The organism is Saccharopolyspora karakumensis, assembly GCF_004349225.1.
Lineage (GTDB): Bacteria > Actinomycetota > Actinomycetes > Mycobacteriales > Pseudonocardiaceae > Saccharopolyspora > Saccharopolyspora endophytica.
Map to the genome: position 1 here is coordinate 18632 of NZ_SMLA01000015.1, position 26291 is coordinate 44922.

Sequence of the window (26291 nt, forward strand, 5' to 3'; positions counted from 1 at the left end):
ACACGGATCGCACGACGTCGGCGATACTGAGCAGACCCGGTCGCCAGCAGACGGTCATCGCCGCAGGCGTTCCGGATCGATCCATCCAGACCTGACCCGCCCCCAAGGAGTATGGCGTTGACCGCCGAAGCCCTGCCTGCGGAGCTGCGACGCGTGATCGTGCAGCTCGCGCGGACGCCTCGACTTCTGGTCGCCTGCGACTACGACGGCACGCTCGCACCGATCGTGGCCGATCCGACTCAGGCCAAACCGCTACCCGAATCGGTGCACGCGCTGCGGTCGCTCGCCGCGCTGCCCGCCACCACCACGGCGGTGATCTCCGGTCGCGCGCTGCGCGACCTGGCCACCCTGTCCCGGCTGCCCGCGGAGGTCCACCTCGTCGGCAGCCACGGCTCCGAGTTCGACGTCGGCTTCGTGCACGGCCTCGAACCGGAGGCGACCCAGCTGCGCACCGAGCTCCAGGTGGCCGTCCAGGACATCGTGCGCGGCCAGCCCGGCGTGACGCTGGAGGCCAAACCCGCCAGCGTCGCGGTGCACGTCCGCCGCGCCGAGCACGACGTGTCGGAGGCCGTCGTCGACGCCGTCCGCAACGGCCCCGCGCAGTGGGACGGCGTGCAGGTCACCGAGGGCAAGGCCGTCATCGAGCTGGCCGTGGTGCAGACCGACAAGGGCAACGCCCTCGACGCGCTGCGCCACCAGGTCGGTGCCACCGCCGCGGTCTTCCTCGGCGACGACGTCACCGACGAGAAGGCGTTCGCGCGGCTCCAGGGCCCTGACCTGGGCATCAAGGTCGGTGACGGCGAGTCGCTGGCCGCGCACCGGATCAGCAGCACCACCGACGTGGCCACCGTGCTGGCGTTCCTCATGGAGGAGCGGCGCACCTGGCTCTACGGCGAGCAGGCGCCGCCCATCGAGCGGCTGACCATGCTGTCCAACGAGCGCAACGTCGCCCTGGTCACCCCGGACGCCCGGATGACCTGGATGTGCCACCCCGGTCCCGACTCGGCAGCGGTGTTCGCCGACCTGCTCGGCGGGCCCGCCGCCGGTCACTTCAGCATCCGCCCGCACGTCGGCGGCAACGGCGGCCAGCGCAGCCCCCTGCCGCTGGGCCAGCGCTACGTGCCCAACACCATGACGGTCGAAACCCGCTGGTCGCGGTTGCTGGTCACCGACTACCTCGCGCACGGCACCGACAGCCACCGCACCGACCTGGTGCGGGTCATCACCGGCAGCACCACGGTGTCGGTGGAGTTCGCGCCACGTCCCGAGTTCGGCCAGGTGCCGGTGCGGATCACCCCGGAGGCCGGGGGCCTGCGGGTGCAGGGCACCTCCGAGCCGATGGTGGTGTACTCGCCGGGCGTGCAGTGGGAGATCGCCTCCGACGGCATGCACCAGTCGGCGACGGCCGTCATCGAGCTCACCGAGGGCGAGCCGGTCGTGTTGGAGATGCGCGGCGGCACCGAGGACCTCACGCCCACCGACGAGCCCGCCCGCCGGGCCGAGGCCGAGGCGTACTGGTCGGAGTGGATGAAAACCCTGTCGCTGCCGGAGGTCGAGCGCGAACTGGTGGCCCGCTCGGCGCTGACGCTGCGCGGCCTCGTGCACTCCGAGACCGGCGCGATCATGGCGGCCGCGACCACCTCGCTGCCGGAGGAGATCGGCGGCGTCCGCAACTGGGACTACCGCTACTGCTGGCTGCGGGACGGCGCGATGACCGCTCAGGCGCTGGTCACGTTGGGTTCCAACGCCGAGGCGGAGGCGTTCCTGGACTGGCTGCACCGGGTGCTGGAGACCGTTCCCGGCCCGGAGCGGCTGCACCCGCTGTACTCGCTGCAGGGCACCGGCCTGGGCCCGGAGGCCGTCATCGACAGCCTGCCCGGCTACGCCGGATCGCGTCCGGTGCGCGTCGGCAACCTCGCCGACCAGCAGGTCCAGCTGGACGTGTTCGGCCCGGTCGTGGAACTCATCGCGCACCTGGCGCAGGCCACCGGCACGGTCCGGGACCACGACTGGGAACTGGTCACCGCGATGGCCGACGCGGTCAGCAAGCGCTGGTTCGAGCCCGACCACGGCATCTGGGAGGAGCGCGACGCGCCGCGGCACCACGTCTACTCCAAGGTGATGTGCTGGGTGACCCTGGACCGCGCGATCAAGATCGCCGAGGCCTACGGCCGCGAGATCGAGGACGGCTGGATCTCGCTGCGCGACCAGATCTCCGAGGACGTGGTGAAGAACGGCTGGCACCCGGACGTGCAGGCGTTCACCACCGCCTACGAGGGTTCCGACCTCGACGCGGCGTCGCTCTACGTCGGGCTGTCTGGGCTGATCGACCCGTCCGACGAGCGGTTCCGCGCCACCGTCACCGCGATCGAGGCGGAGCTGCGCAGCGGCTCCACCGTCTACCGCTACCGGCGGGACGACGGTCTGCCGGGCGACGAGGGCGGTTTCCACCTCTGCGCGGCGTGGCTGATCGAGTCCTACCTGCTCACCGATCGCCGCACCGAGGCGGAGGAGCTCTTCCAGCAGATCGTCGACACCGCGGGTCCGACCGGTCTGCTGTCGGAGGAGTACGACCCGATCGCGGAGCGCTCCCTGGGCAACCACCCGCAGGCGTACTCCCACCTGGGCCTGATCCGCTGCGCCCAGCTGCTGTCCGCCTGATCGACCCCTGAACGGGCCGCTCACCGCCTGGGGAGCGGCCCGTTCGGCTTTTCCCGCCGCCGCAGGTCACGTTTCGGGGTTCTGGGCCACTCGGGTGATCCCCGGGCGATAGCCTCGGCGCTGAAACCGTGCGGAAGGGGCGTACCGGAATGACCGAGCTGCTGGTTGTCTTGGTGTTGCTGCTGGTCGTGGTCGCGGTCGTCGCCGTGGTGCTCGGGATGCGAGCGCGGCGGGCGGCCCGGCAGGGGGAGTCCCGGGCAGGAGTGCCGCAGGACCCCTTCGGGACCGGAGACCAGGACTCGTTGCGAGGTGATCCCCGTGCGCTCAAGGCCGGGGACATCGTGGAGATCCGCTCGACCACCTACACCGTGCGCGGGAGCCTCCGGCTCGACGAGGGCGGTTGGGGCTGGTCGGAGCACCTGCTCGACGACGCCAAGGGCACGCAGGTGTGGCTGGCGGTCGAGGAGGACCCGGACCTGATCCTCACGTTGTGGACGCCGGTCACCGGCGTCGGCGCCCCGGGTGAGGAGACCGTCGAGCACGACGGCCGCACCTACCGCGCGGGTGAGTCGGGTGAGGCGAACTTCCGCAGCGAGGCCACGACGGGTCTCGATGCCGAGGGAACCGTGCGCTACCACGACTACGAGGCCTCCGACGGCGCGCTGCTGGGCTTCGAGTCCTACGGCGGCGCCGCGTGGGAGGCGACCGCGGGCGAGAAGCTCGGCCGCTACGACGTGCTCATCTACCCGACGGCGGATTGATCGATGAAACCCAGGTACTGGATCGTCATCGCGGCGGTGGCCGTGGTGATCGCCCTGATCGTCGGGCTGGTGATGATCTTCGCCGGCGGCGGTGGGGCGCGCGGCTACGTCGCGCACCACTACACGCGCGCCGCGCACCTCGACATCGCCGGTGACGACGACAACGAGGCCTACACCAGTCCGAAGCCGCCGAAGACCGTCGCCGCCGAGATCACCGCCAAGTGGCGGCCGCAGGCGCAGTCCTCCGACGCCTCGGGCATCTACCTGCGCTACTCCGACGACGCCGTGATCATCCAGCCGCACCAGCGCGGATCCGTCATCCACCTGATGGACGCCGACCGCGCCTACCACCGCTACCACAGCCACGTCGGCCACGTGTGGGGCTGGACGTCCACGCGCGGCGAGAGCTTCCGCGGCGGCGGACCGGGAGTCGGCAAATGATGAGCGGACTCGCGCACCGACCACGACCTCCGCGGGCGGCTCCGGCCGGGCTCCCGCGCTGACGCACCACGACACGGGAAGGGCACACCACCTTGCTCAACGAACTGCTCGCCGGCCTGTTCGCCGCGGTCGCCTACGGGGTGATCGGCGTGGCGATGATGGCCCTCGGCTACGTGCTCGTCGACCTCGCCACCCCCGGCAAGCTGCGCGACCTGATCTGGGTCAACCGCAACCCGAACGCCGCGCTGCTGCTGGTCTCCGGCTTGCTCGGCGTCGGGGTCATCCTCACCACCGCGATCATGGCCAGCGCCGACGACCTGCTTCTCGGTCTAGTCGGCACGGTCGCCTACGGCCTGCTCGGACTGGTGCTGATGAGCCTGTCGTTCCTGCTCATCGATGCCATCACGCCCGGCAAGCTCGGTGACGAACTGGCCTCGCCGGACATGCACCCGGCGACCTGGGTGTCGGCTGCTGCGCACGTGGTGCTCGCGGTGCTCATGGCCGCAGCGATCTATTGACGACCACCGAAGCCGCTCCGGCGCAGGACGAGACCGCCGAAGCACCGCGAGGCCGCACCGCGCGGTTCGCGGTGCTGGTGGCCGTGTTCGTCTGCGCCGCGTGCGGACTGGTCTACGAGCTCGCGCTGGTCGCGCTCGGCAGCTACCTGATCGGCGACACCATCGGGCAGGCGTCGATCGTGCTGTCGCTGATGGTGTTCGCGATGGGCATCGGCGCGCTGGCCGCGAAACCACTGCAACCGTGGGCGGCCGCCGCGTTCGCCGGCATCGAGCTGCTGCTGGCGCTGCTCGGCGGGCTCAGCGTTCTCGTGCTGTACGCGGCGTTCGCGTGGCTGAGCCTGTACCTGCCCGCGCTGATCGCGACGGCGCTGGTGCTGGGGCTGCTGATCGGGGCGGAGATCCCGCTGCTGATGGTGCTGCTGCAGCGCATCCGCAGGCAGGACGCGGGTTCGGCGGTGGCCGACCTGTTCGCCGCCGACTACGTCGGTGGGCTCGTGGGCGGCTTGGCCTTCCCGTTCCTGCTGCTGCCGCTGTTCGGGCAGGTGCAGGGCGCTCTGCTGGTCGGGATGCTCAACGCGGCCGCGGGTCTGGGACTGGTGCTCACGGTGTTCCGCCGCGAGCTGACCAAGCGCGCCCGGTTGCTGCTGATCGGCGCGTCGATGCTGGTCGGCGGCCTGCTGCTGGGGGCGTACGCCTACGCCGACGACTTCGAGATCACCGCGCGGCAGGCGCTCTACGCCCATCCCGTGGTGCACGCCGAGCGCTCGCCCTACCAGGACGTGGTGCTCACCGAGTCGGTGTCGTTGAGCGGGGCGAAGGACACCCGGATGTACCTCAACGGCGATCTCCAGTTCAGCTCGGTCGACGAGTACCGCTACCACGAGGCGCTGGTGCACCCGGCGATGAACGGACCGCGCGGGCGGGTCCTCGTGCTCGGCGGCGGAGACGGCCTGGCGCTTCGGGAGATCCTGCGCTACCCGGACGTCCGGGAGGTGACGCTGGTCGACCTCGACCCGGCGGTCCTGGAGCTGGCTCGCACCGATCCGCGCGTGTCCTCGTTGAACCGCAACGCCTTCGACGACCCGCGGGTGCGCGCGGTGGCGGGCGACGCCTTCAGCTGGCTGCGGGAGAACCGCGAGCGCTACGACGTCGTCCTGGTCGACATGCCCGACGCGGACTCGACCGCGACGGCGAAGCTGTACTCGGCGGAGTTCTACGGCCTGGTCTCCCAGGCCATGTCCGACCACGCCCGCGCGGTCGTGCAGGCGGGATCGCCGTACTTCGCGCCGAAGGCGTACTGGTGCGTCGAGGCCACGCTGCGCTCGCTGGGCCTGCGCACCACGCCCTACGAGGTGTCGGTCCCCGCCTTCGGGGAGTGGGGGTTCCACCTGTTCACGCAGGGGGAGGAGCCGCCGGAACCCCGCCTGCCGCAGGAGGTTCCGCCGCTGCGCTCGCTCGACGCCGAGACGTTGCGTGCCGCGCAGACCTTCCCGCCGGATCGCGCCCGGCTCCCGGATCTCACACCCTCGACGCTGATGCACCCCACGATCCTCGACTACGCCCAGGGCGAGTGGGCCAACTACTGACCCCGGACGTGAAAGATCGCCGCCCACCCGAGGTGAACGGCGATCCTCCTGCGACTGCGGGAATCAGGGCCCGAACCAGAACTCCTCGCCGGAGCGGGGCGGGCCCGACGTCGAGCCGGTGATCAGCTGCGTTTCGAGCTGGATGTGCCGGGGGCGGCTCGGCTCGCTGGTCTCCAGCAGGAGGCGGCCCGCCGCGCGGCCCTTCTCCAGCCAGGGCTGGCGGACCGTGGTGAGCCCGGCGCGCTCGGCGTCCGGGATGCCGTCGAAACCGGTGATGGTCAGGTCTTCCGGCACGCGCAGGCCGCGGTTGCCCGCCTCGCGCAGCGCGCCGAGCGCCAGGATGTCCGAGGTGCACACCAGCGCGGTGATCTCCGGGTCGATCTCGAGCGCCTGAGCGGCGGCGGAGGCACCCGAGTCGAGGGTGTGGTCGAAGCGCTCCACCACGGGCACCGTCGTCCAGTCCACGCCGGCCTCGCTGAACTCCTCGGCGAGCGCGGTCAACCGGGCCTTCTGAACGTGGAAGCTGGCGTTGGCCTGCCGCTGCACGGTGGCCGGGCCGTCGTTGCGGCCGCGCGCCAGGCGCATGCACAGCACGCCGATGCGCCGGTGCCCGAGCCCGATCAGGTGGTCGGCGACGGCCTTGATGGCCTTGCGGTCGTCCGGTCCGACCCAGTCGAGGTTGTCCAGGCGCGGCTGGTCGCAGACCACCACGGGCACGGGGCGTTCCAGCACGGCGGCCAGGTGCGGGTCGTCCTCGGGAACGGAGTAGACGACGAAGCCGTCGACACCGGCGCGGTGCACCGCCGCGACGTCCTCGCGCTCCGGGCTGGCCGGTATGAGGGTGAGGCCCTGACCGGCGTCCTCGCAGGCCAGCGCGAGTCCTTCCAGGAATCCGACGGCGCCGGGGTCGCGGAAGGCGTAGGAGAGGTTCTCGGTGAGCAGCAGGCCGACGGCACCCGCCTTGCGGGTGCGCAGCGAGCGTGCGACAGGGTCCGGTCCCGGGTAGCCGAGCCGCCGCGCCGTCTCCAGGACGCGCTTGCGCAGCTCAGGGGACAGCTGATCCGGACGGTTGTAGGCGTTCGACACCGTCGTCCGGGAAACCCCGAGTTCCGCAGCGAGCGACGCGAGGGTCGCAGGCCGCCGGGCATTCGTTGACCGCGCCATGGAGGAACCGTAACGGTTCAGAACCCGAGCGTGAAGCGAGCATGACCTACGTCCCACTGATGTTCGAATGGTGAACACGGAGCGACGCCGGGTGATCACGCTCCGGAATTGGGGCAGTCGGTGGGGTGACGTTCGGTCGAAACGACGCTACTTTCTCGGGGACCGATTGTAGTGAAGGGTGTCACAAATGGCTGAGGTCGCGTACGTCAACGCCTCTCGCGTCTACCCCGGCAGCCCGCCGGTGAAGGCGGTTGACCAGCTGGAACTGGACGTCGCCGACGGCGAGTTCCTCGTTCTGGTGGGGCCCTCCGGTTCCGGAAAGTCCACGGCGCTGCGCATGCTGGCCGGGCTTGAGGACATCGACGAGGGCGGTATTTCCATCGGTGGCAACGATGTCACCAACACTCCGCCCAAGGCTCGGGACATCGCGATGGTGTTCCAGTCCTACGCGCTCTACCCGCACATGACGGTCGCCGAGAACATGGGTTTCGCGCTCAAGCTCCGCAAGACGCCCAAGGCGGTCATCAGCGAGAAGGTGACCGAGGCGGCGCGGATGCTCGACCTCGAGAAGTACCTGGACCGCAAGCCCAAGGCGCTCTCCGGCGGTCAGCGCCAGCGGGTCGCGATGGGCCGCGCGATCGTCCGCGAACCCAGCGTCTTCCTGATGGACGAGCCGCTGTCCAACCTGGACGCGAAGCTGCGCGTGGAGACCCGTGCCAACATCGCCGCGCTGCAGAAGCGGTTGGGGACCACGACCATCTACGTCACCCACGACCAGGTCGAGGCGATGACGATGGGCCACCGGGTGGCGGTGCTCAAGGACGGTCTGCTGCAGCAGGTGGCGACCCCGCGCGAGCTCTACGAGAACCCGGCCAACGCGTTCGTCGCCGGCTTCATCGGCTCCCCGGCGATGAACCTCAAGACGGTCCCGCTGACCAGCGAGGGCGCGGTGCTCGACGGCACCACGGTGCCGCTGTCCCGCGAGGCGCTGGCCGCCGCCGGCGGCCTCCAGGAGGTCACCTTCGGCGTCCGTCCCGAGGCCCTGGAGCTGACCTCCAGCGATGCCGACGGTCTGGACATGACCGTCGAGCTGGTCGAGGAGCTGGGCGCGGACGCGCTGATCCACGGCTCGATCTCGGTCGGCGGCTCCTCGGAGCGCTTCGTGGTCCGCGCCGACGGCCGCACGCCTCCGGCCCTGGGCCAGCAGGTCAAGGTCGCCCTGCGCGACGCCGGTGAGGTGCACCTGTTCCACCCCGAGACGGGCGACCGCCTGGCCGCCTGATCTCGGACGGCTGTCCGTGGGCTCCTCAGCGGAACCACAGATGTCCTCCGGGGCCGGGTGTCGCCCCTGAGGCGCGCCGGCAGTTTCGGTCACCGCCGTCTCCTGCGGGGTCGGTGATCGCGCCAACGCCCTCGTCCGTTTTCCGGGCGGGGGCGTTGTTGCTGCGTGTGGGGCATGTCGCGTTCGGAAATACGCCGGGGGCTGGAGCGTTTGGCTGAAGGGTGCTTAGACTGCAGTTGACAACGGTTTCCGTTACCGTTCGCATCTGGAGTCGCTCTAGAGCGTCCTGAACTGATCACCCGGGAGTGCCATCCATGACCGTCCGCAGTCGCACCGCTGTGACCGCTTTAGCCGGACTGACCGCCGGCGCCATCGCGCTGACCGGCTGTTCCTCCGGTGAGACCGCGGCGCCCAGCCCCGACGACAAGATCAAGGTGGTCGCCTCGACCAGCGTGTGGGGCAGCGTCGCGCAGGCCGTCGGCGGCGACGCCGTGGAGGTCGAGTCGATCATCAGCGACGCCAGTGCCGACCCGCACTCCTACGAGAGCAGCCCTCAGGACGCCGCGAAGATCAGCGACGCGAACCTGGTGCTGCTCAACGGCGGCGGCTACGACGAGTTCATGACCCAGGTCCTGGGCGACAACCCCAAGCCGACCGTGCAGGCGGTCGACTCCGAGCACGAGCAGCCCGCGCCGCCGCAGGGCGAGCACGCGGCTGAGCCGCAGGCCGGTGAGCACGCCGGGGAACCCCACGCGGGTGAGCAGCCGGCCGGTGAGCCCCACGCGGGTGAGCAGCACGCCGGCGAACCGCACGCGGGTGAGCAGCCCGCGCCGCCGCAGGGCGAGCAGCACGCCGGGCACGACCACTCCGTGAACGAGCACGTCTGGTACGACCTGCACGCCGTGCACGAGGTCGCCGACAAGGTCGCCGCCGAGCTCGGCAAGATGCAGCCCGCCAAGGCCCAGCAGTTCGAGGCCAACGCCGCGGCGTTCGAGCAGCAGGTCGCCGGGCTGGAGGGTCGCGTCGGCGAGATCGCCGCAGCTCACCAGGGCAAGCCGGTGATCGTCACCGAGCCGGTGGCGCACTACATGGTCGAGGCCGCCAAGCTCAACGACGTGACCCCGCCCTCGTTCGTCAACGCCATCGAGGCCGAGACCGATCCGTCGGCCGCCGCCGTCGCCGACATCCAGAACGCGATCAACGCCCGCCAGGCCGTTGCCGTGATCTACAACCCGCAGACCGAATCGCCGGTCACCCGCAACGTGCGCGCCGCCGCCGACTCGCAGCGCATCCCGGTCGTCGAGATGACCGAGACCCTCCCGCAGGGCCAGAGCTACGTGCAGTGGATGGACGCGCAGATCACCGCCCTGCAAGGTGCGCTCAAGCGATGACCTCGGAACAACTGGCGGAATCCACCCATGACCCGGTGGCGGCTGAGTCCGCCGCCGGGTCCCCGGCCGTCTCGCTGCGCGGCGCGACGCTGGCCTACGGCGAGCGGACCCTGTGGTCGGGCCTGGACCTGGACGTCGCGCCGGGCGAGTTCGTGGCCGTGCTCGGCCCGAACGGGTCCGGCAAGACCAGCCTGCTGCGCGTGCTGCTCGGCCTGCAGGAGCTCAACTCCGGGACCGTCCACATCGGAGGGGAACCGGCCCGGCGCGGCAGCGACCGGATCGGCTACATCCCGCAGCAGCGCGCGCTGGAAGCCAACGTGACCGTGCGCGGCAGCGACCTCGTCGGACTCGGTCTCGACGGGCACCACTGGGGCCTGGGCTTCGGCGGTCGCCGCGAGCGCAAGCGCCGGGTCGCCGACGCGCTGCGCGCGGTCGAGGCCACCGAGTACGCGAAGATGCCGGTCGGGCTGCTCTCCGGTGGTGAGCAGCAGCGGCTGCGGGTGGCGCAGGCGCTGGTCAGCGACCCGTCGGTGCTGCTGTGCGACGAACCGCTGCTGTCGCTGGACCTCTCGCACCAGCGCAAGGTCTCCCGGCTGATCGCCGAGCAGGCCCGCCGCACCAACGCGGGCGTGCTGTTCGTGACGCACGAGATCAACCCGGTGCTGCCGCTGGTGGACCGGGTGCTGTACCTGGTCGACGGCCGGTTCCGGATCGGCACTCCCGACGAGGTGATGAACTCCGGAACGCTCTCGGAGCTCTACCGCACCGACGTCGAGGTCGCGCGCGTCGGCGGGCGGCTGGTCGTGGCCGGGGCCGAGAACGACGATCACCACGTGGTGGGGGCGGAAGAAGCGTGAACGACGTGATGGAGTCGTTGAGCAAGGTGTTCGACTTCGACACCATGATCGACCTGCTCGGCTACCCGTTCGTGCAGCAGGCGCTGCTGGCCGCCGCCGCGCTCGGCCTGGTGTCGGGATGCCTGGCGCCGCTGGTGGTCGCCCGCAAGATGTCCTTCGCCGTGCACGGCACCGCCGAGCTGGCCTTCACCGGCGCGGCCGCCGCGCTGCTGGTCGGCGCGAGCGTCGGTGCCGGCGCGCTGGCGGGCGCGGTGGTGGCCGCGCTGCTGCTCGGCCTGCTGGGCCAGAAGCACGGCGAACGCGATTCGGTGATCGGCGCGATCCTGTCCTTCGGGCTCGGCGTGGGCGTGTTCCTGCTGTGGCTGAACCCGGAGCGCACGGCGAACAAGTTCAGCCTGCTGGTCGGGCAGATCGTCGGGGTGGACTCCTCCGACGTGCTGCTGCTCAGCGGCTCCGCGATCGTCGTGCTGGTGGTGCTGGCCTTCGTCTACCGGCCGCTGCTGTTCGCCAGCGTCGACCCGGACGTGGCGACCGCGCGCGGCGTGCCGACCCGCGTGCTGACCCCGCTGTTCGCGGTCCTGGTCGGCGTCGCGACGGCGCTGGGCGTCTACACCGTCGGCGCGCTGCTGGTCCTGGCCCTGATGGTCACGCCCGGCGCGGCCGCTGCGCGGGTGACCGCGAGCCCGGTGCGGGCGACGGTCCTGGCCGTGGTGTTCGCGGAGGTCGCGGTGCTGGGCGGCATCCTGCTCTCGCTGGCTCCCGGAGCCCCGGTGAGCGCCTTCGTCACGATCATCTCCTTCGTGATCTACCTCGTCTGCCGGGCCGTCGGCACCCGCCGACTCGCCCAGGCTTCCCGGGCCCCCGTCCCGGCCTGACTGGCGCGGCCGTCGGCGTTGACCGACGCTGGCGGCCGTGCCCAGGACGTACAACCTCGCCAGCACCGCCTTCGCGGTGGCGCTGTGCACCACCGGCTACTACCTGCTGCCGGTGGGCGAGCACGGCCTGGACGGCACCGTCTGGGCGGTGGCGGCGTTCGCGGTCGGCCTGATCGTCATCGCGGCCCTGGTCTACTTCCAGGTCCGCGGGTACCGCTCGGGGCGCACGTCGATCGCCTGGGTGGTGGCCGCCTTCTACATGGCGGTGCTGTTCTTCGCGGCGGTCTACTACGCCATGGCCGCGCACGCCCCGGACGCCCTGGCGGGACTGAGCACCAAGACCGATGCCCTGTACTTCTCCCTGACGATCACGGGCACGGTCGGCTTCGGCGACATCCACGCCGTGACCCAGCCGGCCAAGGCGCTGGTCGCGATCCACATCGCGTTCAACATCGCCTACCTCGGCACGGCCCTGTCCACGCTCCAACCGACCCTGCCGACGCGGCAGGAGAAGTGAGCGGATCAGGCGAGGCCGAGGTAGCGGCGTTCGTTGAAGTGCTCTCCGGAGCAGGACGCGCCGAGGTCGTGGCCGATGCGCTCGATGACGTCGGCCAGTTCGAGCCGGGCCAGCCACGGGCGGGGGAGGACGGCCGTGCCGTGGCGGGCGCCGAGGATGCTGCCGGTGACCGCCGCCGTGGAATCGCTGTGGCCGGAGTGGTTGACCGCCAGCCGGATGGCGTCGCCGAACTGCTCGGGCTTGGGCAACGCCAGCGCGCAGTAGATGCCGATGGCCAGCGCCTCCGGGCCCACCCAGCCCTGGCCGAGGCGTTCGATGTGGCCGACGCTGGCGCCGAGCCGGGCCAGGGTGGCGGCTTCGGCGAGGGCGTTGGCGGTCTCGTAGTCCTCCCGCAGCACCCGGCCCGCGGCCTGGTCGACCGCCGCGGGCAACCGGCGCTGCTGCACCGCGACCAGGTGCACGATCAGCGCCAGCGCGCCCGCCGAGGCCCAGCCGCCGACGCCGCCGTGCGTGAGGGCCGCGCACTGGCAGGCCAGCTGGTAGGCCATCTCGGGCGTGGGCGAGAAGCCGATCGGGGTGCTGCGGTCCAGCCCGCCGCAGCCCTTGGAGGTGTTGCGCGGCCGGTCCGGCGTGCCCAGCTCGGGTTCTTCGAGCGCGCGCAGGCTGGTCAGCCCGGGCGCGCGGCTGACGTAGAGCTCGGGTTCGGCGAGCAGCCCGGTGGCGCCGGGGGCGGGCTTGTCCTCCTGCTGGGTCAGCAGCCAGCGGCGCAGCGCTGCCGCGGTGGACTCGACCGGCCGCCACTGCCCGCCGCTGTTGCCGGTGGTCCACGCGTGCAGGTAACCCTCACCGGCGAACAGCGCCATCTGGGTGGCGTCGCCGAGCAGCGCTTGGGGCGCGGGTTCGGTGAGCCCGTCGGGGCCGAACTCGGCGCGGATGTCCTCCAGCGGGGCGTACTCCACCCGGGTGCCGAGCGAGTCGCCGAGGGCGCCGCCGAGCAGGCAGCCCACCGCCCGATCGACCACTGTGGACGTCGTCGGCACGGGTGGTGCTCCTTCCGCGGCGTCCTGCACGCCACTCGTTCGGGTGATCGACGCTCCCAGACTTTACTTGTCCGCCTTTCGCGCTGGGAGAGGTTCCGGGACTCGCGCCCTGCGCGAACGCGCTCGAATAATGGGAACCCGATCTTTCACCTGGCTTTTCGGGCATACTCCATTGGTGTGAGCCTGGTGAATGCGTCGGCCTGGCACGCAGGGCCGATCGCTACCGTGTGTCGGGCGGGGGGACAGGCCGGAAGTCGAATTTGGGTGAGAATGACGCCGCACGGCAGCTTAGAGAGGACCGCAGGTTTCGAATTCCGCCTGCTCGGTCCGCTTGAGGTGCACCTGGACGGCGTCCCCCTCGAAACGGGGCGCATGCCGGTTCGGGCACTGCTGGCCTGCCTGCTGCTGGAGCCCAACCAGGTCGTGCCGATGGACCGGCTGATCGACACCCTGTGGGACGACGAACCGCCCGCCAGCGCGCGCACCATCATCCAGGGCTACGTCTCCCGGCTGCGCAAGTTCTTCGGCCACGACGGCCCCGAGATCATCACCCGGGCGCCCGGATACCTGCTGCGCGTCAACGGCGACCGGATCGACGCCCACCGCGCCCGCAACCTCATCAACCGCGCCCACGGACTCGAACCCGCCGAACGATCGCGCCTGCTCACCGAGGCCCTGTCGCTGTGGAGCGGGCCGGTGCTCGCCGACATCGCCGGCAGCAGGCTCTACCGGATGGTCGCGCCCAACCTCGACGGGCTCCGGCTGCTGGCGCTGGAGGAGCGCATCGCCGCGGACCTGGAACTCGGCAGGCACCACCAGCTCATCGCCGAACTGTCCACCCTGGTCGACCAGCACCCGATGCGGGAACGGCTCACCGGTCAGCTGATGCTCGCCAACTACCGCGCCGGACACCGGGCGGAGGCGCAGGCCCGCTTCCACGAGCTGCGGCACCGGTTGTCCCACGAGCTCGGCATCGATCCCGGCCCCGAGCTGCGCGAGCTCTACGAGAAGCTGCTGCGCGACGACCCCGCGCTGCGCAACCACCCCAGCCGCGTCGAACCCGGCCTGGGCATCCGCCGTCCTGTGCCCGCCGAACTGCCGCCCGCTCCGGCGGGTTTCGTCGGCAGGAGGCTGGAAGTGTCGACGCTGGACGCGATGCGGGAGGCCAACGAGGAGGGCTTCAGCCTGATCACGGTGCTCACCGGCACCGCGGGCGTCGGCAAGAGCGCGCTCGCGCTGACCTGGTCGCACCGGGTCAGCGAGGAGTTCTCCGACGGCCAGCTCTACGCCTCGCTGCGCGGCTTCGACTCCGAGCACGAACCCCTCACCCCCGGCGAGGCCCTGACCAGCATGCTCAAGGCGCTCGGCGTGGCCGCCGACGCGATCCCCGTCGAGCTCGACGACCGCACCGCGCTCTACCGGTCGCTGCTGGCCAAGCGGAAGGTGCTGGTGCTGCTGGACAACGCCCGCGACTCCGACCAGGTGCTGCCGCTGCTGCCGGGCAGCGCCGCCTCGATGGTCGTGGTGACCAGCAGGCGCCGCCTCGACGGGCTCGTGGTGCGTTCGGGCGCCCGCGTGCTGCCGCTGGAGACGCTGTCCACCGAGACCGCCATCGAACTGCTCGACCGCGCGGGCGTGCCGGGCAAGTCCGCGGCCGAACCCGACGCCGCCGCCGAACTCGCCGAGCTCTGCGGCGGACTCCCGCTGGCGCTGCGCATCGCTGCCGCCCGGCTCGCCGCCAACCCCGCGCGGGGCGTCGCCGACCTGGTGCACGAGCTCACCGACGAGCGAACCCGGTTGCAGGCGCTGGACATCGACGACGACGCCGACACCAGCGTGCGCCGCGCCTTCGACATCTCCTACCGCAGCCTGCCGCCGCTGCACGCCGAGACCTTCCGGATGCTGGGCCTGGTCCCCGGGCAGACCTTCACCGCCCACGCGGTGGCGGCGCTGTGCCGGACCGACCCGGCGGGCGCCCAGCGCAGGCTGCGCGCGCTGGCGCTCGCGCACCTGGTCACCGAGCCGGAACCGGACCGGTTCGGCATGCACGACCTGCTGCGCGCCTACGCCCGCGAACTCCCCGCGGGCGAAGGCGACACCGAGGCGCTGCGCCGGCTGCTGCGCCACTACCTGTGCGCCGCCGACCACGCCCGCCGCTTCCTGCGCCCGGCCCGCGACGAGCTCGACTTCTCCGACGCCGGTGAGCACCAACCCGAGATCGCGTCCCGCTCGCAGGCCCTGGAGTGGTTCGACGCCGAGTGGCCGAACCTCGTCACCGCCGTCCGCGCCGCCAACGCCGCCGGGCTGCACGACCTGGCCTGGCCGCTGGCCCGCCTGCAGTTCAACTACCTGATGATCCGCTGCCCGTGGGAGGACTGGATGCGCGTCTACTCCGACGGCGCCGATTCCGCCCGCGCCGTCGGCGATCCCGTCGGCAAGGTGCTCATGTCCGCCGGTCTCGGCGTGGCCTGCGCCCGATCCGGCAACCTCGACGAGGCCCTGGCGCACTACGAGGAGTCCTACCGGGTCGCCGTGCAGACGGGGGATTCCGAGCGGCTGGCGATGACGCAGGTCAACCTCTCCAGCGTGCTGTTCCGGCTGCGCCGCTACGAAGAGGCCAAGGTGCACTCCAAGGACGCGCTCAAGGTCTACCGCTCGCTCGGCGACCGCTACTTCGTGGCGGGCGCGCTGAACAACCTCGCGATGGTCGAGCAGGTCAACGGCGAGCTGGAAGCCGCGCTGCGGTACCTGCGCGAGGCCGAGGACCTCTACCGCGAGGCCGACGACCTGGAAACCCTGGCCATGGTGCTCAACAACTGCGGCGAGGTCAGCATCGAACTCGGCAGGTTCGACGACGGCGAGCGCTTCCACCACGAAGCCCTCGACGTCGCCCGCCAGTGCGGCTCGGCGGTGCGCCAGGGTTCGGCCAACCTGGGGCTCGGCGACGCCGCGAGGCTGCGCGGCGAGATCCCGGTCGCGCGCACCCGCTGGGAGACCGCCCTCGCGATCTTCGAGATGGAGGGATCTCCCAAGGTCAGAGAGGTCCGCCAGCGCCTCGACGAGATCGCTGGACAGGGCGTTTAGTCCGCGTTTAGCGGGCGTGTAGTCCCGGCTGCGAACTTGATCGTGCGGATCAATCCGTGCTTGATCCGCACGAGGGCGGCTCTGGGGGAAGTCCTAGGGGGGATTGTCGCCCCGGTCGTCCCGGCCGTACGCGGTCGGGACGACCACGAGGGGGTTCAGGGCATCCGGGGCTCCCGGGTGTGGGGGTGTGCAGGCGCTCGGACGGTTCGGGGGAGCCGCCCGAGCGCCTGTTTTTTTGTTCTTGTTCCGGGGTTGTGGTCCTTCTGCTTGGCGGTGCGGGTGGGGGAACCTGAGCGGCTCCGTGGACTCCGCGCGCCACTCCTGATGTATGGCCAATGCACGGCGGCGTCGCGGCGTGCTCGCCACGAAGCCGCTCAGAACCCCGGCGGTGCGAGTTGCTCTGGTGGGGTACTGAGAAAGCGGCTTCGCCGCTTGCCTGACGGTCTTTCGTGTTGTTCTCAGGCGCAGTTGGTCGGGAGCTTTTCGAGGCAGGGGCGTTTGGCCGTGCGGCCGTCTCCGCTGGAGACTCCTCGGAGGCGGCGGCTGATCCAGGGAGCCAGGTACTCGCGGGCCCACCTGATGTCCTCGGCGGCCTGCTCCTGCCAGCTGCGCTCGTCGAGGTCCGGCCAGGGCTCGTTCCAGGCCTCCGACGTGGGCAGGCCGAGGGTGTCGCAGGCGCGCAGCGCGACCCGGCGGTGGCCGTCGGCGGACAGGTGCAGCCGGTCCTCGCACCACGCGCGGGGGTCCTGCAGGACCCGCATCGACCACAGGTCCATCACGTAGCAGCCGTGCGCGTCGGCGATCGAGCGCAGGTGCGAGTTGTAGGTGCCGACCTTGCCCCGCACGTGCTTGAGCACCGGGGTGCGCGCGGTGTCGAACCCCGTGCCGATCAGCACGTCGGCCCCGGTCGCGCGGATGCGGCTCACGGCGTCGTCGAACAGCTCCGCCACCAGGTCGGGGTCGCTGCCCGGCCGGATGATGTCGTTGCCGCCCGCGGTCAGCGCGACCAGCGACGGCTTGAGCTCGATGGCCTGCGGCACCTGGTCGGTGACGATCTGGCGGATCAGCTTCCCGCGCACCGCCAGGTTGGCGTAGCGCAGATCCGGGTTGTGCTCGGCGATGTGCAGCGCCAACCGGTCCGCCCACCCCCGGTAGACGTCGGTCTCGGCAGTGGCATCAGCCAGACCTTCGGTGAAGCTGTCTCCCAGCGCGACGAAGCTGTCCCAGCGCCCCGTTCCCATTTCGACTCGTCCCTCCTGCTCATCCCCGCACGCCCGTGGTGGTGCGAAATCAACACTGGCCCTCGGGCACGCACCTACGCCACCGAAGGTTCCCGCCAAGTGACAAACGGCACTGGACAGTCTAGAAAATATGTCCGATTGGTCTGTTGACTTTGCCGAATCGATGTTCTTCCTTGATGTGCGGTGCATCCGCCCGTCACGGGCCGAGAAGGTGGATCTTGGCGGGAAACACCGATACGGGTGAACGCCAGCTGCTAATGTCCTTCGGCGGTAACAGAAGTGACAAGGGGGCTCACGATGACGCGATCGCTGCAGGTCACAGCTCGACGCGCGTCCGCTCGCAGGACGCCGGAGCGGGTGTTTCGCGCGCTGCTCGTCGTGTTCGGTTGATGGGGAACGACGACATGGGGCATTGCGTCGATTCCACGAGGACCGCGACTCTGATCGTCGGTCTCCGCAACCGTCCTGCAGATCTGGGGGAATCGTGACGGCACCGCAGAATCCGGCGTCCGCGCCGGGGCCGGCGGGCTTCGAGGCACCGAACCGGCGAGCTCCGGAACAGGGAGGCAGGCGCCGAGCGGACCCGCCGTTGCGGGGTTCGCTGAGCGACGCCGGACCCGGAGGCCCGCCGCCCGCGCCGACCGCACCTCCCGCGCGCCCGGCTCCGCCCGCGCAGCGCCCGGGGCACTTCGACGTGCGCGCCGAACTGGCCGCGCTCGCCGCCGAACCGCACCCGTTCGCCTTCTGGCAGCGGGCGGAACAACTTCCCGACCGCTTCGAGCAGGAGCAGCGCGGATCGGGACCGGCCGGCAGGCCCGTCACCGAACCCTCGCGCCCGTCCACCGGCGGTCTGCCGTCGCTGTCGGGCGATCTCGGTGGCGCTCCGGCGCGCCCGGCCGAGATGTCCGGGTCCCTGGAGCCCGACGAACCGCGCCACGGCCGGCCGGAGAGCGCGAGCCTGAGCGGTTCGCTGCTCCCGCCCGCCGAAAACCCGCGCCCCGCGCCGAATCCGGCTCCGGACAGCGGTCCGCAGCCGCAGGTGCGCGACGGAGTCCTGCGCGGCCCGCTGGTCGACGGTCCGCCGAGCGGCCCGGTTCCGCAGCTCTCCGACGCACCGCCACCGGTGGAGGCGCCGCGACCGCCCCACCCGCCGATGGCCCAGCCACCCGTGCCCGATCCGCCGATGGCAGAGCCGCCGATGGCAGAGCCGTCGAGGTCCGAACCGCCGATGGCTCAGCCCCCGCGCCCCGAGCCGCCGATGTCCGAGCCGCCGGAATCGCCCTTCGCCGAGCAGGCGTCGTTACCGCCGCGCCCGGACACCGCCCAGCGCCCGGACGGCCCGCCACCGAGCCCGCCCGCGGGGATGCCCCCGGCCGGCCCGCGTCCGCAGGGTCCGCCGCCGGGTCCGCCGAGCGGTCCGATGCCGCAGCAGGGCCCGCCGCCGGGGCACCAGGCCCCGGCCGGACCTCCGCCTCCGCAGCACCCCTCGCCACCTGCGGGAACGCCCTCGCCGCCGAACGGCGGTCCGCAGCGCCCGCCGGGTCCGCCGGGTCCGCAGGGTCCGCCGCCGACGGCACCGCCGCCGCGTCCGGGGCCTCCGCCGGCTCCGCAGCAGGCGGAGCAGCCGGTCGCGCAGCAACCGCCGCGCCGGCCGGAGCCCCCGCGCCCGCCGGAGCAGCACCAGGCGGAACCGCCCCAGCAGCAGGATCAGCAGCGTCCGAAGAGCAGGACGCTGCGCACGCCGAAGATCAACGAACGCGCCGACGGCGGGTTCGGCCCCATGGGTTCGGCCGGTGCCTGGTCGAACGGCACGGGTCGCGCCGGGTACGGGCGCAACACCTCGTGGTCGGCCGACGACTTCAAGGAGGAGCGCCGCGAGGGTGGCGACGACCTGCGCGCCGGTTCCGGCTACAAGCCGGGCGAGACCGGCAGCGGTGCCGTGCCGCAGTTCCTCATCGAAGCCGACGAGCTGTGGGACGACGATGACGGCGGTCGGCTCGTGGCACCGCCGGTGCTCGGCGAGTCGCCGGCGAGCTTCCGGGACTTCTGACGCGGCGAAACCCCTGGCGGACCGGCCTTCGGGCCGGTCGCACCGGGGCGCACTGATAACACTGGCTACCGCTGACGCGAAATGTGAGCTGTGATGGTTGAGACGATCACCTTGTCGGCCCCCGCGGTCGATCTGCTCGGTGAGCAGCTGAACCTCACCGTTCGGCAGTACCCGTTCGAGCTGCCGCGCATCGCGGAGCTCCCGGAGGACCGCAACGTCGTCGCCCAGCGGGTGTGGCAGGAGCTGGAGTCGGCGGGGCTCGCCCGCAACGGGCGCCCGGAACCCGAGGTCGAGGACGCGCTGTACCTGCTGTGCAGCTCTGAGGTGTCGATCGCCGCGGCCGGGCTGCTCGACGTCCGCGCCGGTCACCGGCTCGCGGCCCGCGTGGTGGCCACCGGCGAGGTCGGCGTGCTCGGCATCTTCGACGGCCGGGGCATGCGGATGACCTTCCTGCCGCCGAGCGACCTGCCGCGCATCGCCGCCGACCTGCTGCCGGACGCCCCGGTCGGCGCGGGTCCCGCGCTGCGCGCGGTCGCCGACCGGCGCGGCGGCATGCCCGCCGACGCCGACATCGAGGGCCTGCCCGAGCTGCGCGCGGTGACGTCGAGGCCGAAGTTCCGCTTCGGGCACTTCGTCGTCGCCGGTGCCCGGCGAACGCGGGTGCCCAACCTCATCTGGTTCGACACCGACCAAGGCCGCTACGCGATGCGGGGCGAGCGGGTCGGCGGCCAGGACGCCGTGGCCTGCCAGCCCGCCGACAAGCCGACGATCGCCGCGGAGATCGCGACCCTGGTGGAACGAGCCCGCCGCCTCGGGTAGAGGTGGGGTGACCGTTTCGCGGGGAGAGCCCGGTCCACGAGGCCGGGGTTTGGCCCGCCGTGAAAGTTAGGGCAGGCTTAGTGTCGTGACGCAGGGGCAGACGGACACGGGCCGGGACGATCGCGACTCGTTCATGCGGTTGCTCGGCGGGCGCAGCAGCGCGATCGACGCGAGCCTGCCGCCGGTCGCCTTCGGCGCCGGCTGGTTCTTCGGCGGCGAGTCGATCGTGATCGGCAGCGCGGCGGCCGTGGTGGTCGGTGCCGTCCTCGGCGGTTGCCGGCTCCGCAAGGGCGCTCGCCCGCTCGCGGTCCTGATCAGCTTGCTGGCGGTGATGCTCGGTGCGCTCATCGCGATCCGCACCGGCGACGCCGCGGACTTCTTCCTGCCCCGCCTCGCAAGCAACGCGCTGAGCGCGCTGGCCTGGATGACCAGCATCGCGATCCGCTGGCCGCTGCTGGGCGTGGTCGTCGGCGTCGCATTGCGGCAGGGCCGCAAGTGGCGGCGCGACCCGGATCTGATGCGCGCCTACAGCCGGGCCAGCTGGGTGTGGGTCGGCCAGTACGTGGTGCGGCTGGTCGTGTTCATCCCGCTGTGGCTGGTCGGGGCCACCGGCGCGCTGACCATCGCGCAGGTCGTGCTGACCTGGCCGCTGGTGGCGGTGTGCATCGCGGCGAGCTGGTGGGTGCTGCGCCGCTCGCTGCCCGACGACCACCCGGGCATGCGTCATCCGAGGGAGCCCGCGATGTGACACCTCCGGGACGCGGGCGCACAATGCGCTCATGTCTCTCGGCAGCGTGATCACCGCGATCGTGACCCCGTTCGACGACCGGCAGAAGGTCGACGAAGAAGCGTTCCTGAACCTGTTCCGGCACCTGCTGGCCAACGGCTCCGACGGCGTCGTGGTGTGCGGCACCACCGGCGAGGCGCCGACGCTGTCGGACGCCGAGCACCTGCGGCTGGTGGAGCTGGCCGTCGGTGAGCGTCCCGAAGGCGTCACGGTGATCGCCTCCACGGGCTCCAACAACACCGCGCACGCCTGCTGGATGACCGAGCGGGTCACCGAGATCGGCGCCGACGGCATCCTGTCGGTGACCCCGTACTACAACAAGCCCAACCGGCGCGGGCTCGTCCGGCACTTCACCGAGATCGGCAAGGCCACCGACAAGCCGGTGGTGCTCTACAACGTCCCGTCGCGGATCGGCCTGTCGCTCGACAACGACCTGCTCGCCGAGCTCGGCCAGATCGACAACCTCGACTACGTCAAGCAGGCCGACAACGACGCCCTGGCGCAGGTCGACGGCCTCGGCCTCTACGCGGGCAACGACGACGGCTTCGCGCAGGCACTGGACCTGGGAGCCGTGGGCGGCATCCTCGTCGCCAGCCACTTGGTCGGCCCCCGGATGAAGCAGATGGTCACCGATCCGACCCGCAGGGCCGAGATCGACGCCTCCCTCAAGCCCCTCTACTCGGCGTTGGGCGTCACCACCAACCCCATCCCGGTCAAGGCGGCCCTCAACCTCCTCGGCCACGAGGTCGGAGCACCCCGGCTCCCCCTGGTCGAGGCGGACGAGTCCGAACTCCAGGTCATCCGCAACGCCCTCACCGAGGTCGGCCTCTCCTGACCCGATTTCCGGTCCCCGATTTCAGTGGAAGTCGGGGACCGGAGTTCAGTGTGGGCTCGGATTTCAGTGGAAGTCGGGGCCCTGATCTCAGCGGGAGTCCGGTGGGGTCAGGGGAGGAGGGTTTTGTGCAGGGAGTTCGGGTCTTGGGTGAGGGGCAGGGCGGCTAGCCACGCCGCGGCTGCTGCGCCGGAGCCTGCCGTGCGGGGTTCCGGCCAGGAGCGGGCTTCGAGCTCGGCGCGCAGGGCTTGGCCGATGCGGTTGTCCGGGTGGAGGAGACCACCGGCCAGGACGACCGGGGAGTGCTGATCCGGCCGGGCGGTCGCCGCGGTGTCGGCCAGCAGGACGGCGGCGCGGTGCACGATGTCCTCGGCCGCGTCGTCCTCCGCACCCGTGACCAGCGGTGCGAGCTCGGCGAGGTGGATCGGCTTGCTCGCGTTGGCCGCCGTGATCACCGCCTTGCGCTCCGGAGCGACGCCGAGGTGTCCGCACACCGCCTCGACCAGGCCCTCCACCGGGGCGCCGCGCTCCAGCGCGCGCAGGGTGGCGCGCACGGCTTCGCGGCCCAGCCAGTAGGCCGAACCCTCGTCGCCCAGCAGCCAGCCCCAGCCGCCGATGGTGGCCGCCGTGCGGTGGTCCTCGACCCGCTCGGCGACCGCGCCGGTGCCGGCGATGAGCACCGTGCCCGTCGGTTCCGGAGTCCCCGCGGCGAAGGCGACCACGCCGTCGCTGACCGGCGTGGTCTCGCAGCCCAACCCGAGCCGGGCCCACTCGCTGCGGAAGAACTCGCCGAACGCGGGATCGGCCATCTTGCTCACCCCGGCCATGCCGAGCACGCATCCGCGCACCGCAGCCGGGTCGTTGTCACCCAGCGCGTCGCGGGCGGCGCCGGCCATCTGCGCGACCGCGTCGGGCGCGGGGTGCGAGTTCGGGTTGCCGCCCGCCGCGTCACCGGTGCCCAGCACCCGGCCGGTCAGGTCGCTGACCAGCGCGCGGCTGCTGGTGCCGCCGACATCCAGACCGAGGACGAGGGCCGTGTCATCACCGTGCATGCGCTCTTTGTACTCTCGCGCGGCGCGATCAGCGGGCGCCGCGACGGGAAGTGGCCAATTCGAGCCCTGGTCTCCGACGCGGTGAGCCGATATACATCGACAGGTCGTTTCATCCGTCGGGGAGAAGAGAAAACATGGGCGACGCCTGTACGAGCGCCTGCCGCGTTCAGTCTGATGTGGACATTCGCGGAGGCGCTCGATGACCGTGGACACCCACCATCACCTGTGGGATCTCGACGTCCGCGACCAGCCTTGGATGACCGGCCCGGAGATGGATTCGCTGCGCTGCGACTTCCGACCGGCTGACCTGCAGGCCGCGATGCGGGGGACCTCGGTGGACGCGACCGTGCTGGTGCAGACGGTCGCCGATCCGGACGAGACCCCCGAGATGCTGGTGCTGGCCGAGACCGTCGACCGGGTGGCCGCGGTCGTCGGCTGGGTCGACCTCACCGCCAAGGACGCCCGCGAGCGGATCGGCCGGTTGCAGACCCACCCCTCCGGCGGCTGGTTGCGCGGCATCCGGCACCAGGTCGAGGACGAGCCCGACCCGGACTGGCTGATCAGGCCTGACGTGCTGGCCGGGCTCGGCGCGGTGGAGGACTCCGGGCTGCTCTTCGAGCTGCTCGTCCGCCCGCACCAGCTGCCCGCCGCGATCAAGGCCGCCGGGCAGTTCCCGCAGATGACGTTCGTGCTCGACCACTGCGCGAAACCCGACGTGGCCGCCGGGGAGCTCGAACCGTGGGCGAGCCGGATCCGCGTGCTCGCCGCGCACCCGAACGTCGTCTGCAAGCTCTCCGGCCTGGTCACCCAGGACGATTGGGCGGCGCAGCCGGACCCGTCCCGGCTGCGGGCCTACGCCGAGGTGGTGCTGGAGGCGTTCGGGCCGAGCCGGATCATGTTCGGCTCCGACTGGCCGGTCTGCCTGCTCGCCGCCTCCTACGCCGAGGTCCTCGGCGTGGCCAAGGACCTCACCGCCGGGCTCAGCGATGCGGAGCGGGCGGCGGTCTTCGACACCACCGCCCGCGAGATCTACAACCTCTGAACTCCTGGGGTCACGTCGTCTTGGTGACCTTCTGCAGGCCGCGGGGGTTGTCGGGGTCGATGCCCCTGGCGAGCGCCAGGCCCAGGGCCAGTTGCTGGGCGGGCAGGATCTCCAGGATCGGAGCGACCTCCTCGGCCGACTCCGGAACCGGGATCCGGTGCGCGGCCGGGGTTTTCGCCGCCGCCGAGCCGATCGCGCAGATGTCGGCGCCGCGCTGGTGCACGGCCTCGACGACCTCGCGCGTCGACTCGCCGCCCAGGCCCGCGCTGCACAGCGCGAGCACCGCGGTCTCGGCGTCGATGGCGGCGACCGGTCCGTGCAGCAGGTCCGCGCCGCTGTAGGAGCGGGCCGACAGGTAGCTGGTCTCGGCCAGCTTCAGCGCGGTCTCGTGCGCGGTCGCCAGCGAGTACCCGCGGCCGGTGGTGACCATCCGGCCGGCGAAGCGGTACCGCTGCACGGCCTCCTCGACCGGGTCGGCCGCGTCGGCGAGCGTGCCGGCCGCGAGGTCCGGGAGGGTTCGGGCCAGGGCGGCGTCCCCACCGCGAATGGCATCGATGAGCAGGTACAACGCCAGCAGCGTGGCGCTGTAGGTCTTGGTGGCGGCGACCGCCTGCTCCGCGCCGGCGCGGATGTTCAGCGACAGCTCGGCGGCCGAGGCGAGCGGGGAATCGGTGGTGTTGGTGACCGCGACGGTGAGCGCCCCGCCGGCCCGGCCGGACTCGGTGACCGCGACCAGGTCGGGCGAGCCGCCGCTCTGGCTGACGGTCAGCAGCAGCACGTCGGTGAGGTCCGGTCGTGCGCCGTAGAGCGTGGTGGTCGAGGGTGAGGTCAGGCCGACGGGCAGTTGCAGGAGCACCTCGATCAGGTACTTCGCGTACAGCGCGGCGTGGTCGCTGGAGCCGCGCGCCGCGAGCAGCGCGAACCGCGGGCGGCGTTCGGCGACGACCGCCGCGACCTCGGCGAACTGCTCCTGCGCGGCCAGCAGGTCCGCGAAGATCGCGGGCTGCTGGTCGATCTCGTACTTCATGTGGGTGCCGGGGGTGGCGGACATCTCGGCCCATCCCTTCCATAAGGTCCAGACCAATTCTACCCGGTCCGGAACCGGAGAGCACCCTCGTTCGTCCGATGGTCGGCTTCACCACGGCCGCCGGGGCATCGCGGATTGTGGTGAGCGACACTCATTGTCAACAGGAATTGGCGTTAGTGTGCACGCACACCAAAGTCTGAATTGATCAGTGCGAACGATCTGCCGGAGACGCGTTTCGCGGGGCCGCGCGGTCGGGCATGCTCGGAGGTCAGGCTGCGGCGGGTAGGAGGAACGATGCTCGACACGACCGTGTCCGGCGGGGCGGATTCGCAGGGCCGCGCACCACGGGAACCGAAGTACTGGGGGCTCAAGCAGCACCTGCTCGACCTGCTCAGGTCGATGCCGCCCGGTTCGCCGATTCCGACCGAGCGCTCGCTGGCCTCCGAGTTCGACGTCTCGCGCACCACCGTCCGCCAGGCGCTGGCCGAGCTGACCGTCGAAGGCCGGCTGCTGCGCGTGCAGGGCAAGGGCACCTTCGCCGCCAAGCCCAAGGTCGCCCAGCGGCTCCAGCTGTCCTCCTACACCGAGGACATGCGCGCCCAGGGCAGGCAGCCGACCTCCCGGCTGCTGGAGGTCGTCGAGGAGGCCGCCGACGAGGAGCTCGCCGTCCTGCTGGGAACCAAGGCCGGTTCCGCCGTGCTGCGGCTGCGCAGGCTGCGGCTGGCCGACGCCGAACCGATGGCCATAGAGACCACGCACCTGCCGCTGGCCCGCTTCCGCGGCCTGACCGCGAAGCTGGAGTCCGGCGGGTCGCTCTACCAGGTGCTGCGGGAGACCTTCGAGGTCGAGCTCGGGCACGCCGAGGAGACCATCGAGACCGCACTCGCCAGCCCGGAGGAGGCCGAACTGCTCGGCTCCGACGTCGGCCTGCCGATGCTGCTGCTGTCCCGGCACTCGTTCGACACCGAGGGTCGCCCGGTCGAATGGGTCCGCTCCATCTACCGCGGTGACCGGTACAAGTTCGTCGCGCGGCTCAACCCGCCGGCCTGATCCCATAACGGTGCGCAATCGCGTTTTCGCGCAGTGACACCGCTTTTCGTTACACGTCGTGGGAGTCCTCACGAAAGCGGCCGAGGCGGAGAATACGTCCCGGCACGCGCGTTGGTGATGCAGATGTGCGACTCCAATTGCGTGTGTGAGGGAAATGGCGAGGGGCGGAGCGGATTCGGCTGAAGATCAGCCGGAGAAGCAGAGCGAGAAGAAG

22 protein-coding genes are annotated in these 26291 nt (G+C 71.5%); 17 read left to right on the forward strand and 5 right to left on the reverse strand.

Annotated features, from left to right (window positions below):
* The first annotated feature begins 111 nt into the window (after positions 1-111).
* From otsB to E1202_RS12870, 5 genes are all read left to right on the forward strand, one after another.
* Positions 112-2661 carry a trehalose-phosphatase gene (gene otsB, locus E1202_RS12850; RefSeq protein ID WP_207918609.1) on the forward strand — a complete coding sequence of 850 codons (2550 nt, stop codon included), beginning with the start codon at positions 112-114 and terminating at the stop codon, positions 2659-2661.
* A gap of 149 nt (positions 2662-2810) precedes the next feature.
* Positions 2811-3422: a DUF4178 domain-containing protein gene (locus E1202_RS12855; RefSeq protein WP_132683236.1), complete on the forward strand. Its 612-nt coding sequence runs from the start codon at positions 2811-2813 to the stop codon at positions 3420-3422.
* 3 nt (positions 3423-3425) lie between these two features.
* On the forward strand, positions 3426-3863 hold the full coding sequence (locus E1202_RS12860) for a DUF4247 domain-containing protein (RefSeq protein ID WP_132683238.1): 438 nt from the start codon (positions 3426-3428) through the stop codon (positions 3861-3863).
* A 92-nt stretch (positions 3864-3955) separates the two neighbouring features.
* Entirely contained in the window at positions 3956-4381 is a 426-nt protein-coding gene (locus tag E1202_RS12865; protein WP_132678427.1) for a DUF350 domain-containing protein, read from the forward strand.
* Entirely contained in the window at positions 4378-5967 is a 1590-nt protein-coding gene (locus tag E1202_RS12870; protein ID WP_132683240.1) for a polyamine aminopropyltransferase, read from the forward strand. Before E1202_RS12865 ends, E1202_RS12870 begins: the two co-directional genes overlap by 4 nt.
* Before the next feature lie 63 nt (positions 5968-6030).
* Here the strand turns inward: E1202_RS12870 and E1202_RS12875 are convergent, their stop codons facing one another.
* Positions 6031-7131: a LacI family DNA-binding transcriptional regulator gene (locus E1202_RS12875; RefSeq protein ID WP_132623323.1), complete on the reverse strand. Its 1101-nt coding sequence runs from the start codon at positions 7129-7131 to the stop codon at positions 6031-6033.
* Positions 7132-7318: 187 nt separating this feature from the next.
* Between E1202_RS12875 and E1202_RS12880 the strand changes: the two genes are divergently transcribed.
* The 5 genes from E1202_RS12880 (at position 7319) to E1202_RS12900 (ending at position 12053) form a co-directional block, all read left to right on the forward strand.
* A complete protein-coding gene (locus E1202_RS12880; RefSeq protein WP_132683241.1) occupies positions 7319-8413 on the forward strand; it encodes an ABC transporter ATP-binding protein in 1095 nt (364 codons plus the stop codon).
* Between the two features lie 314 nt (positions 8414-8727).
* Positions 8728-9804, forward strand: a complete 1077-nt coding sequence (locus E1202_RS12885) for a metal ABC transporter solute-binding protein, Zn/Mn family (RefSeq protein WP_132683242.1) — start codon at positions 8728-8730, stop codon at positions 9802-9804.
* Entirely contained in the window at positions 9801-10661 is an 861-nt protein-coding gene (locus E1202_RS12890) for a metal ABC transporter ATP-binding protein (protein ID WP_132683244.1), read from the forward strand. The genes E1202_RS12885 and E1202_RS12890 overlap by 4 nt, the downstream gene beginning before the upstream one ends.
* A gap of 17 nt (positions 10662-10678) precedes the next feature.
* The gene (locus E1202_RS12895) at positions 10679-11536 is read left to right on the forward strand and encodes a metal ABC transporter permease (RefSeq protein WP_165943848.1); all 858 of its coding nucleotides are present in this window, start codon (positions 10679-10681) and stop codon (positions 11534-11536) included.
* 37 nt (positions 11537-11573) lie between these two features.
* Entirely contained in the window at positions 11574-12053 is a 480-nt protein-coding gene (locus tag E1202_RS12900) for an ion channel (protein WP_132683247.1), read from the forward strand.
* Between the two features lie 5 nt (positions 12054-12058).
* Here the strand turns inward: E1202_RS12900 and E1202_RS12905 are convergent, their stop codons facing one another.
* Positions 12059-13093, reverse strand: coding sequence for an ADP-ribosylglycohydrolase family protein (locus E1202_RS12905; protein ID WP_132683249.1), 1035 nt, complete (start codon positions 13091-13093; stop codon positions 12059-12061).
* A gap of 372 nt (positions 13094-13465) precedes the next feature.
* Between E1202_RS12905 and E1202_RS12910 the strand changes: the two genes are divergently transcribed.
* Positions 13466-16177, forward strand: a complete 2712-nt coding sequence (locus tag E1202_RS12910; RefSeq protein WP_235878203.1) for an AfsR/SARP family transcriptional regulator — start codon at positions 13466-13468, stop codon at positions 16175-16177.
* 458 nt (positions 16178-16635) lie between these two features.
* Here the strand turns inward: E1202_RS12910 and E1202_RS12915 are convergent, their stop codons facing one another.
* Positions 16636-17418 (reverse strand): SGNH/GDSL hydrolase family protein, encoded by a 783-nt coding sequence (locus E1202_RS12915; protein WP_132683252.1) that lies wholly within the window; start codon positions 17416-17418, stop codon positions 16636-16638.
* A 589-nt stretch (positions 17419-18007) separates the two neighbouring features.
* Here E1202_RS12915 and E1202_RS32590 point away from each other — a divergent pair.
* The 4 genes from E1202_RS32590 (at position 18008) to dapA (ending at position 21909) form a co-directional block, all read left to right on the forward strand.
* Complete coding sequence (locus E1202_RS32590) at positions 18008-19468, forward strand: hypothetical protein (protein ID WP_132683254.1); 1461 nt, start codon at positions 18008-18010, stop codon at positions 19466-19468.
* Positions 19469-19561: 93 nt separating this feature from the next.
* Positions 19562-20287 carry an ESX secretion-associated protein EspG gene (locus E1202_RS12925; protein WP_132683256.1) on the forward strand — a complete coding sequence of 242 codons (726 nt, stop codon included), beginning with the start codon at positions 19562-19564 and terminating at the stop codon, positions 20285-20287.
* Positions 20288-20420: 133 nt separating this feature from the next.
* Positions 20421-21035 carry a DUF3159 domain-containing protein gene (locus E1202_RS12930; RefSeq protein ID WP_132683354.1) on the forward strand — a complete coding sequence of 205 codons (615 nt, stop codon included), beginning with the start codon at positions 20421-20423 and terminating at the stop codon, positions 21033-21035.
* A gap of 31 nt (positions 21036-21066) precedes the next feature.
* Complete coding sequence (gene dapA / locus E1202_RS12935; RefSeq protein WP_132683258.1) at positions 21067-21909, forward strand: 4-hydroxy-tetrahydrodipicolinate synthase; 843 nt, start codon at positions 21067-21069, stop codon at positions 21907-21909.
* A gap of 107 nt (positions 21910-22016) precedes the next feature.
* Here dapA and E1202_RS12940 read toward each other — a convergent pair whose 3' ends face one another.
* Positions 22017-22958, reverse strand: a complete 942-nt coding sequence (locus E1202_RS12940) for an N-acetylglucosamine kinase (RefSeq protein ID WP_132683260.1) — start codon at positions 22956-22958, stop codon at positions 22017-22019.
* A gap of 199 nt (positions 22959-23157) precedes the next feature.
* Here E1202_RS12940 and E1202_RS12945 point away from each other — a divergent pair, with 199 nt between their 5' ends.
* Entirely contained in the window at positions 23158-24000 is an 843-nt protein-coding gene (locus E1202_RS12945) for an amidohydrolase family protein (RefSeq protein WP_132683261.1), read from the forward strand.
* Positions 24001-24010: 10 nt separating this feature from the next.
* On the opposite strand, the gene E1202_RS12950 is transcribed toward E1202_RS12945, so the two are convergent.
* A complete protein-coding gene (locus E1202_RS12950; protein WP_132683263.1) occupies positions 24011-25051 on the reverse strand; it encodes an SIS domain-containing protein in 1041 nt (346 codons plus the stop codon).
* Positions 25052-25321: 270 nt separating this feature from the next.
* Here E1202_RS12950 and E1202_RS12955 point away from each other — a divergent pair, with 270 nt between their 5' ends.
* A complete protein-coding gene (locus E1202_RS12955) occupies positions 25322-26077 on the forward strand; it encodes a GntR family transcriptional regulator (protein WP_132676617.1) in 756 nt (251 codons plus the stop codon).
* The last annotated feature ends 214 nt before the right edge of the window (positions 26078-26291 follow it).